The 10,280-nt window shown below is 41.3% G+C and carries 6 protein-coding genes; 4 read left to right on the top strand and 2 right to left on the bottom strand.

The annotated features are described in order from the left end of the window. Positions 1 to 473 precede the first annotated feature (473 nt). A complete protein-coding gene (locus CRI9333_RS06675; RefSeq protein WP_015202402.1) occupies positions 474 to 2,627 on the top strand; it encodes a polyribonucleotide nucleotidyltransferase in 2,154 nt (717 codons plus the stop codon). A gap of 339 nt (positions 2,628 to 2,966) precedes the next feature. Here CRI9333_RS06675 and CRI9333_RS06670 read toward each other — a convergent pair whose 3' ends face one another. After that, positions 2,967 to 4,808, bottom strand: coding sequence for an ABC transporter ATP-binding protein (locus tag CRI9333_RS06670; RefSeq protein WP_015202401.1), 1,842 nt, complete (start codon positions 4,806 to 4,808; stop codon positions 2,967 to 2,969). Between the two features lie 32 nt (positions 4,809 to 4,840). After that, a complete protein-coding gene (locus CRI9333_RS06665; RefSeq protein ID WP_015202400.1) occupies positions 4,841 to 5,410 on the bottom strand; it encodes a hypothetical protein in 570 nt (189 codons plus the stop codon). 215 nt (positions 5,411 to 5,625) lie between these two features. Here CRI9333_RS06665 and CRI9333_RS06660 point away from each other — a divergent pair, with 215 nt between their 5' ends. From CRI9333_RS06660 to pyk, 3 genes are all read left to right on the top strand, one after another. Further along, a complete protein-coding gene (locus tag CRI9333_RS06660) occupies positions 5,626 to 6,960 on the top strand; it encodes a PQQ-dependent sugar dehydrogenase (protein ID WP_015202399.1) in 1,335 nt (444 codons plus the stop codon). A gap of 58 nt (positions 6,961 to 7,018) precedes the next feature. Next, a complete protein-coding gene (locus tag CRI9333_RS06655) occupies positions 7,019 to 7,921 on the top strand; it encodes a pentapeptide repeat-containing protein (protein ID WP_015202398.1) in 903 nt (300 codons plus the stop codon). Between the two features lie 279 nt (positions 7,922 to 8,200). Continuing rightward, positions 8,201 to 9,982, top strand: a complete 1,782-nt coding sequence (gene pyk / locus CRI9333_RS06650; protein ID WP_015202397.1) for a pyruvate kinase — start codon at positions 8,201 to 8,203, stop codon at positions 9,980 to 9,982. Positions 9,983 to 10,280: the final 298 nt, after the last annotated feature.

Below are 10,280 nucleotides of genomic sequence, written 5' to 3'. Positions count from 1 at the left end.
GTTCCTAAATCAGAGTTGAATAAAAAAATCAGAGCGATGACAAATAAAAATTAAAAGTGATGATTAAAATATTTCGCGTGATCGTTGAATTTATTGTATTAGCCAAAATTTTGATAATTAACCACAGATGAACACAGATAAACACAGATGTAATTATTTGTTTTGCAACAAGCTTATTGTATCCTAATTTTACTCTTTAACCTATTCCAATTAGAAGATTTGCGTTTGTCTGCGATCAAAAACAAAATTAAGATTTTTGCAATATGTTTATCTTTTGCCAATAATTGTTAACTTCCTTGAAGCAATACGGCATAAAAATTTGTCAATAATCACCCATCAGGTGAAGTTTTATCCAAAAAGCAAATCACTCCTCCCTCCTCTCCCCCTCTCCCCTCCCTCCCTCCTCCCCTGAGACTATAAATGCTACGATTGCCACAGAGAAAGAAAAGTGATATAAAAGGACAAAGTACCGAATGGTAGAATTGGATAAGTCTATATCCTTTGACGGACGGGATATTAGACTGAAAGTTGGTTTACTTGCGCCACAGGCTGGAGGCTCCGTTCTAATTCAATCAGGGGATACGGCTGTTTTGGTGACAGCAACCCGTTCAACAGGCAGAGAAGGGATAGATTTTCTCCCTTTGTTAGTAGATTACGAAGAAAGACTGTATGCAGCAGGTCGCATTCCAGGGGGTTTCTTACGTCGTGAAGGTCGTCCTCCTGAAAAAGTAACATTAACTAGCCGTTTAATTGATCGACCATTACGCCCATTGTTTCCTAGTTGGTTGCGTGATGATATCCAGGTCGTAGCAAGTACGCTCTCAATGGATGAGCTAGTACCACCAGATGTACTGGCTGTAACTGGAGCAAGTATTGCTGTGATGCTTGCCAAGATTCCGTTTAATGGCCCAATGGCGGCAGTGCGGGTTGGTTTAGTTGGGGATGATTTTGTAATTAACCCCACCTATAAAGAAATTGAAGCTGGAGACTTAGATTTAGTCGTCGCAGGTTCGCCAGAAGGCGTAATCATGGTCGAGGCTGGTGCTAACCAATTGCCAGAGCAAGATATTATTGAAGCAATTGATTTCGGCTATGAAGCAGTTAGAGATTTAATTGCTGCCCAGCAAGAATTATTGGCAGAACTTGGGATTGAAATGGTTGTAGAACAACCACCGGAAGTTGATACTACTGTAGAGAATTTTATTCGCGATCGCGCTACAGAACCCATCAAAGTTATCTTAGCCAAGTGTGAAGCTGATAAAAATGTTCGTGATGCTGCTTTAGATGAAATTAAAGAATCTCTAAAAACAGAACTTTCTGAATTACCAGAAGAAGACCCAATTCGAGTTGCAGCAGCAGCAAATAGCAAAATTTTGGGCAATACCTTCAAAGATTTGACCAAAAAACTCATGCGCCGTCAAATCATTGAAGACGGTATCAGAGTAGACGGGCGCAAACTTGATGAAGTCAGACCCGTATCGTGTCGCGTCGGTCTTTTACCAAGGCGTGTTCACGGTAGCGGTTTATTTAACCGAGGACAAACCCAAGTTCTCTCTGCTTGTACTCTTGGAACTCCTGGTGATGCCCAAGCATTAGCAGATGATTTACACCCAGAAGACAGCAAACGCTATCTGCATCACTACAACTTCCCACCATTCTCTGTTGGCGAAACCAAACCCATGCGTGCGCCAGGTCGTCGTGAAATTGGTCATGGTGCCTTAGCAGAAAGAGCGTTAGTACCTGTACTACCACCAAAAGAAGCTTTCCCTTATGTCATTCGGGTAGTTTCTGAAGTACTTTCTTCCAACGGTTCAACCTCAATGGGTTCCGTTTGTGGTTCTACCCTATCTTTGATGGATGCTGGTGTCCCAATTACCAAACCAGTTAGTGGTGCGGCAATGGGTCTAATTAAAGAAGCCGACGAAGTTCGCATTCTTACCGATATTCAAGGTATTGAAGACTTCTTGGGTGATATGGACTTCAAAGTTGCTGGTACTGATACAGGCATCACAGCTTTGCAGATGGACATGAAGATCAACGGGCTATCTATGGATATCATAGCTAAAGCCATTGATCAAGCTAGACCAGCAAGACTGCACATCTTAGAGAAAATGTTGGCAGCAATTGACCAACCTCGCACTGAACTGTCAGCCTTTGCGCCTCGTCTGTTGACAATGAGCATTGATCCAGACATGATCGGTTTAGTCATTGGACCTGGTGGTAAGACCATTAAAGGTATTACTGAAGAAACAGGTGCTAAGGTTGATATTGACGACGACGGCACTATCACAGTTTCAGCCGTAGATGCTGAAAAAGCCAAACGGGCAATCAATATTATTCAGGGAATGACTCGCAGACTGCATGAAGGAGATGTTTATGCAGGTCGGGTTACTCGGATAATTCCTATTGGTGCTTTTGTGGAATTGCTTCCTGGTAAAGAAGGCATGATTCACATTTCTCAACTTGCTGATTACCGTGTTGGTAAGGTAGAGGATGAGGTAGCTGTTGGCGATGAGGTCGTGGTTAAAGTGCGTGAGATTGACAATAAAGGTCGGATTAATCTCACACGCTTAGGAATTCACCCTGAACAAGCTGCTGCTGCCCGTGCCGCCGCCGTTAGCGCATAGGGTTTAATTTCACTGCCCTATCTAGTTACTACTAGATAACAGGGAGTCTGCCTGCGGTGGGGTTTCCTACCCGCCAAAGCAGACACATTAATACCAAGTTGCATTCATAGATATAACTGTCACAGTGACGGGTTAGGAGTCTAAAATAATTGATAAATTACTCGTCTGAATGCAACTGCGTATAATATATTAAAATCAAAACTTTAAATGGGCGAAATTACACTAGGTTGACAGATAAACTTTGCTACTGATAAATATCTGTAGCTTGACTAAAGTATCTCTCTAAAAATGCACTTAAAACATTGATGAATTTACTGAATTTTTCCTGAATTATTTTTTTTATTGATATCCTGCTGCTTGCAGCGAAAATAGTCGGGCATAGCGCCCCTCTGCCTTCAACAACTCCTCATGAGTACCCTGTTCAATCACTACCCCACCAGCTAAAACCACAATAGTGTCAGCCATTCGCACAGTAGAAAAGCGGTGGGAAATCAGAATAACTATTTGATTTTTCGTGATTGTTCGTAAGTGATTGAAAATTTGAAACTCTGCTTCTGCATCCATTGCTGCCGTCGGTTCATCCAGCACTAAAATATCCGTATCAGTTCCCATAAAAGCCCTAGAAAGCGCAATTTTTTGCCACTCACCGCCAGAAAGTTCAACTCCAGATTTGAACCAACGCCCTAACTGAGTTTGAAAACCAGCAGGCATTGACTTGATGACAGGTTTAGCCATACCTTTATCCGCAGCTATTTCCCAGCGAGATTGGTCTTGCAGATGTTCCACATCCCCAACGCCAACGTTTTCACCAACAGTAAATTGATAACGCACAAAATCCTGAAAGATTACAGCATATCGACGGTGCAGTGCTGTAATGTCCCATGCTTGTAAATCCAAACCGTCCAGCAAGATACGCCCAGAAGAAGGCGCATATAATCGGGTTAAAAGTTTAATTAAAGTTGTTTTTCCTGAACCGTTTTCGCCGACTATTGCTAGTTTTTGTCCTGGTTTTAAGTGTAGTGAGATTCCCTGTAAGGCGGGTTTTTGGCTTCCTGGGTAGCTGAAGGAGACATTCTCAAAACGAACTCCATCATTAGGAATTAATCCTTTAGTAGCTTTACCCTGAGATTTAGGGACTTTTTGCTCTAGAAACTTGTATAAGTTAGATAGATAAAGGTTGTCTTCGTACATTCCTCCAACTCCACTTAGACCGGAGGAAAATGTAGATTGTCCTTGGCGGAATACGATCAAATACATGGTCATATCGCCCAAGGAAATTTTACCGCCAATTGTTTCTAATACAATCCAGGTATAGGCAAGGTAAAAAGTAGCTGTACTGAGTAAGCCTAGTAAATAACCCCAAAATCCCCGCCGGATAGTTAAATTGCGGTCTTCACCATAAAGTCGATGAAATATTTCTTGATAGCGTGTTAGTAAAATCTTGCCAAGTTGGTACAGTTTAACTTCTTTGGCATAGTCTTCTCTAGCTATTAAGGTTTCTAAATAAGTTTGCTGTCGTGTTTCTGGGGAACGCCAACGAAATAAACGGAAAGCTTCTCCAGCAAAGCGAGTTTCGGCGATAAAAGCTGGTATTCCTGCTACTGAGAGTACTACTACTGCCCAAAGAGAGAATTGCAATAATAATCCACCATAGGTAATTAAGGAGAGAGTATCCTGAATTAGTTTAAATGTACGGCTGACTAAGCTTAAGGGACGGGTTGATGCTTCTCGCCGCGCTTGATTCATTAAGTCGTAAAACTCTGAATCTTCAAAGTAGGCGATGTCTAGTGTGAGTGCTTTTTCTAATATTAAAACATTTACCTTTTGACCTAGTAATACTCGCAGTAAAGATTGGCAGACAGCTAAACTTCGCTGTGTACCGTTGAGTAAAGCGACAAGCAGCGCCTCTAGTGCTACATAACTTAGTGCAAGAATACGATCGCTCTGTAAACCATAATTACTAGCACCAATCACTGCATCTACAATTAACTTGCCAACGTAGGCGATCGCACCCGGAAGCAGTCCTGCTGCTAAAGTCATCACAGCAAAGATGATAGTAAGAAGAGGGCTAGTACTCCAGACTAAACGGATTGCGCGATCGCTATATTGAAACAATGCTGCTGATTGACGTATACGCTGCAAAGCAAATCTTGGGGCATTGAAGAATTTTTTCTTCTTCATTTTATTTTGAAATTATTCTCTCGACTAATAAATTACCTTGACCATAAAGCTAATCCTCCACCTCTTCCTCTAGCAGCAATCATGCCATCTTCCACCATAAAGTAAGCAAAAAACGCTTGCTTGCTCACACTTTCTGTCAAAAAATCCTGTTCCTTTTTCTCTCCACCTCGAATATAGCCTTGATATAACGTTGCTCCCATTACTTGAATAGTCATCCGAGTAAAATCAAATGCCAGAATGTTTTTTTTCGGCAAAAATTTAGTAATTCCACTAAGAGTTAGTTTAACAGCACCAAATTCTACAGAATTTTCTACCTTACCTAAATCAAAATTTTCTTCTGGTTGACTAGCAGAGTAAACAATTTTAATTTTAATCAACTTAGGAATATAACGACCTGCACCTAAAACAATTCCTGCTTTCGCACGAGTTTTCTTTGTGCCAGTAATAAAACATAATCTCCAAGTTCCGATTAATTGCTCAAAAGAATAGCTAACTTTGTTTCGTTTAGCATTTTTCTCGGCTTCTAACAAAGCTGATACCATGCTATCAGCAGAAGGGCGAGTAGAATTAGCAACAGCTTGTTTAAGAATTAAGTTACTCATTGTGATTTTAAAAGATTTGGAGGTAAATAATTTTTCCGATTCATTGTTAAACTGCTCTTTTGCTAGTATTACCCAGTAGCACCTGTAAACTACCTCAATAGGACTTACGCATTTTTACCAAATATTGGCGACTGGTGGATGGTGACTAGGAAGAGCGATCGCAACTATTACTGTGCAAACACTACCCTAGAAGTAAGTCTAACTAAATTACTGCTATGAAACCTCTGCGTTTCTTGTTGATTAGCTTACTTGCGATCGCTGCTTGTGACTCAACCAACGCCTCTATTGAGTCTCAGAACCCTAAACAAACTGATAACCCTGCCCAGCCTAAACAACAAAATCTCTCCAAGACAAAAAATCAGGTTACTACCCAGCCACTATCACCCAAACCCATCCGCATTAGCATTGGCAGTTTACCTCAACCATTTGCCAGTAATAGCGCATTTAATTCACCCAATGTCATACCCATTCCAGCAAACCCTAGCCTCAGAGTACCCCCAGGCTTTGTAGTTAAAGTATTTGCCGAAAATTTAGACGCACCCCGTTGGTTAGCACTCACCCCCAGTGGTGACATCTTAGTAACCGAAACTCGTCAAAATCGCATCAGACTGTTACGTGATACTAATAGCGATGGCGTTGCTGATGTCAGTAAAATATTTGCTGGACAACAGAACGAAATTAATATTCCCTTTGGAATGACCTTTGCAGATGGTTACTTTTTTGTTGGTAACACTGGTGAAGTGCGGCGTTTTCCCTACAAAAAAGGTCAGCAACAAATTAGCGGAACAGGTGAAAAAATTGCTACCCTTACCCCTGGTGGGTATAACCAACACTGGACACGCAACGTAGTTGCATCACCAGACGGTAAAAAACTTTATGTATCAGTTGGATCACGTTCTAACGCTGATGAAGAACCACTACCACGCGCTTCTGTGCAAGTGATAAATCTAGATGGTTCTAACCAACAAACCTTTGCTTCGGGTTTGCGTAACCCAGTTGGTTTAGATTTTCATCCCAAAACCAAAGCACTTTACGCCACAGTTAATGAACGCGATGGTTTAGGTGATGACTTAGTACCAGATTACCTCACTCGTGTTCAACAAGGCGCATTTTACGGCTGGCCCTACGCCTACCTGAAACCCAATCTCCTTGATCCTCGTCAATTGAATAATGGCAAAAGCAAACGTCCAGACTTAGTATCCCGTACTAAGACACCAGACGTTTTATTTCAAGCCCACTCTGCTGCTTTAGGATTGCAGTTTTATGACGGTAAAACTTTCCCAGAAAAATATCGCAACGGTGCATTTGTAGCGTTTCGTGGATCTTGGAATCGTAATCAAGGTACTGGCTATAAACTTGTGTTTGCTCCTTTTGATTCTACCGGACGTGCTAAAGGATATTACGAAGACTTTCTTACAGGATTTTTAGTTGATCCTAGTGTTGCGGAAACTTGGGGTCGTCCAGTAGGTTTATTAGTACTACCTGATGGTAGTTTGTTATTTACAGAAGAAGCCAACAACCGAATTTACCATGTTCAATATCGTGGTTAGTTGTAATTAAGGGTATATTCGTAGCAATGATAGATTTATCCTGAAATTTTTTGCAATTATGAAAATAGGCATTTTTGCTGGTTTAAGTTTGTTAATGTCGCTATTAGCAACCTCAGCCCAAGCGGCAAATCCCCAACACGTTGAAAGATTGATGAAAGCAAAAGTTTGTCCTGGTTGCGACTTGAGAGGAGCGCAATTAAAAGGTGCTAACTTGAGAGACGCGAACCTAACTGATGCTCAGTTAGCAGATGCCGATTTAACTAATGCTGATCTGACTAATGCCACACTAGAGCGTGCTGATTTAACAGGTACGCAGTTGAGCGGTGCAATCTTAGAAAAAGCCAATTTGAGAGCAGCTAAATTAGGAGCAGTCGATAAATTTGTTACTAATTTAAAAAATGCCAACCTTAAAAATGCTGATTTACAAGCAGCTAATTTAACAGGGGCGCAGCTAAATTTAGCTGTTTTAGACAGTGCTAATCTAGAACGAGCTAACTTAAGTGGCGTTGATTTAACTCAGTCTAAACTAAGTTTAACTAACTTTAGTAATGCTTCACTAATTGGTGCCAATTTAGAAAATGCTAATCTGACAAATGCCAAATTAACTACTGCTGATTTGACGTACAGCAACCTCAAAACTACTGACTTTACGGGTGCCAACTTGATTGGAGCTAATCTTAGTTATGCTAATTTAAATCAAGCAAATTTAGATAAAGCTAACTTGACTGATGCCAAACTAACTAATGCTAACTTCAAAAATGCCAAGCTAAATGGTGTAATTGGAATGAATATCTCTACTCCAAATGCAACTTCAACTCTAGCTCCAACTATAATTCCAAATGCAACTCCAACTCTAGCTCCAACTATAATTCCAAATGCAATTATAATTCCAAATGCAACTCCAACTCTAGCTCCAACTATAATTCCGAATCCAACTATAATTCCAAATCTTTTGCCATAATCAATTATCAATTATCAGTTGACAACCTGCTTGTCTCACACTTTAAACAAAAATATATCTGAACTCAAGCAGTCAACTTCAGTTATAGGGTAATTGATAATTGTATTTCAAGCCGCAAATTTTAGTGGTAGCCTAAGTGTTAATTGTTAATTGTTAATTGTTCAGCCAAATGTGGTACTATCCCATTTGCCTATTGCATTAACAGACTTCTTAGCCAGTTTCTGCTAGTTACCTGCAAAGGCTGTCTTTACCTGCTACCCCACTCTAATTTTTGCCTCCATGCAACTGCGAGATTCCCTGCGCCGGACGAAGATTGTTGCCACTATTGGCCCTGCTACCAGTAGCCCAGAAGTTCTACGTGCTTTGATTCAAGCTGGTGCTACTACGTTGCGCCTCAACTTTTCTCATGGCACTTATGAAGATCATCAGCGTAGTATTCGCTTGATCCGCCAGACTGCTTTTGAACTAAATCAGCCAGTAGGTATTTTGCAGGACTTGCAAGGGCCGAAGATTCGCTTGGGGCGCTTTGAGACAGGCCCAATTTCGCTCAAGAAAGGCGATCGCTTCACTCTCACCAGTAACCCTGTCCCAGGAACAGAGAAAATTAGCTCTGTTACTTACGAACCCCTAGCAGATGAGGTTCCAGAAGGCGCTACCATCCTCCTTGATGATGGCAAAGTCGAAATGATCGTCGAGAAGGTAGACAAAACAACACGGGAATTACACTGTCGCGTTGTTGTCGGTGGAACGCTTTCTAATAACAAAGGTGTAAATTTCCCAGATGTCTACCTGTCAATTAAGGCACTAACTGATAAAGACCGCAAAGATTTGGTGTTCGGTCTAGATCAAAATGTTGACTGGGTGGCACTGAGTTTTGTTCGCAACCCCCAAGATATTTTAGAAATTAAAGAACTAATTGCTAGTGCTGGTAAGCAAACGCCAGTAATTGCCAAGATTGAAAAGCATGAAGCGATCGAGCAAATGGAGGCAATTCTCTGCCTCTGTGACGGTGCAATGGTAGCTAGAGGTGACTTAGGGGTTGAACTTCCCGCAGAAGATGTCCCCATCCTTCAAAAGCGGCTAATTACTACTGCTAACCGCCTGGGTATTCCGATTATCACAGCAACTCAAATGCTAGATAGCATGGTGAATAATCCTAGACCTACCCGTGCTGAGATTTCTGATGTTGCCAATGCCATTATTGATGGTACGGACGCGGTGATGCTATCCAATGAAACAGCAGTAGGTAGTTATCCAGTTGAAGCTGTGGAGACAATGGCGCGAATTGCTGTGCGGATAGAGAAGGAAAATCTCTTTCGCCAGGTGAAAGACAGCAGAAAATCAATTCCTAATGCTATTAGTCACGCAGTCGGGCAAATTGCTGAACAGCTACACGCTGCTGCAATTATGCCATTGACGAAAAGTGGCGCGACAGCTAGAAATGTGTCTAAGTTCAGACCCCAAACACCGATTTTAGCTATTACTCCCCACGTAGATGTAGCACGACAGTTACAGCTAGTTTGGGGGGTGAAACCGTTATTGGTGCTAGATTTACCGTCAACTGGTCAAACATCTCAGGCGGCTATTAATGTCGCGTTAGAGAAAAATTTGCTAGTTGAGGGAGACTTAATAGTGATGACTGCTGGTACACTCCAGGGTGTCTCTGGTTCAACTGACTTGATTAAAGTAGAAGTAGTTACAGCCGTTTTAGGTAAAGGTATTGGTATTGGTCAAGGTGCAGTTAGCGGTAGGGCTAGAGTAGCGAAAAGTGCGATAGAAGTAAATAACTTTAAACACGGAGAGATTTTAGTAACCCGCAATACTAATGTTGATTATGTGGAGTTGATTCGTAAGGCATCTGGCATTATTACTGAAGATGATAGCCTCACAAGTCATGCTGCTGTAATTGGGCTAAAGCTAGGTGTACCTGTAATTGTCGGTGTTAAGAATGCCACTGAGGTAATTAGAGATGGCGCAATTCTGACGCTAGATACGCAACGGGGAATTATTTACTCTGGTGCAATGTCAGCAGCTTCAGCAACTGAGGTGAATACTCGTTAACCTGTTGCAGGAAATGAGTTATTTACAACCTCCAACCCCCTTGCCTAGTACATAAGGGGGAGTAATAAGCCCCTCCCTGTTCAGGGCGAGGGGTTTATAAACTAGCTCAAAAAGCAATTTCAATGCTCTGTAGCAACAGGAAAGGATAATTAGGCGATCGCATCGCACCCCGTATATTTTTATACTGATATTTTTCTAAAGAGCTTGCTAAAATATGAAATAATTAGTTGCCTAAAAGCTAAATCTAGATGCTCTTATTAAAATATTTAGTAGCCTATATTAAAAATATCAATATATT

The organism is Crinalium epipsammum PCC 9333 (assembly GCF_000317495.1).
Lineage (GTDB): Bacteria > Cyanobacteriota > Cyanobacteriia > Cyanobacteriales > PCC-9333 > Crinalium > Crinalium epipsammum.
The sequence above is the reverse complement of the archived record's forward strand: the minus strand, read 5'-3'. Positions and strand labels throughout refer to the sequence as shown.

Coding starts and splice junctions, on each gene's coding strand:
- CRI9333_RS06675 (WP_015202402.1), top strand. CDS start 474: ATGGTAGAATTGGATAAGTCTATATCCTTTGACGGACGGGATATTAGA.
- CRI9333_RS06670 (WP_015202401.1), bottom strand. CDS start 4,808: ATGAAGAAGAAAAAATTCTTCAATGCCCCAAGATTTGCTTTGCAGCGT.
- CRI9333_RS06660 (WP_015202399.1), top strand. CDS start 5,626: ATGAAACCTCTGCGTTTCTTGTTGATTAGCTTACTTGCGATCGCTGCT.
- CRI9333_RS06665 (WP_015202400.1), bottom strand. CDS start 5,410: ATGAGTAACTTAATTCTTAAACAAGCTGTTGCTAATTCTACTCGCCCT.
- pyk (WP_015202397.1), top strand. CDS start 8,201: ATGCAACTGCGAGATTCCCTGCGCCGGACGAAGATTGTTGCCACTATT.
- CRI9333_RS06655 (WP_015202398.1), top strand. CDS start 7,019: ATGAAAATAGGCATTTTTGCTGGTTTAAGTTTGTTAATGTCGCTATTA.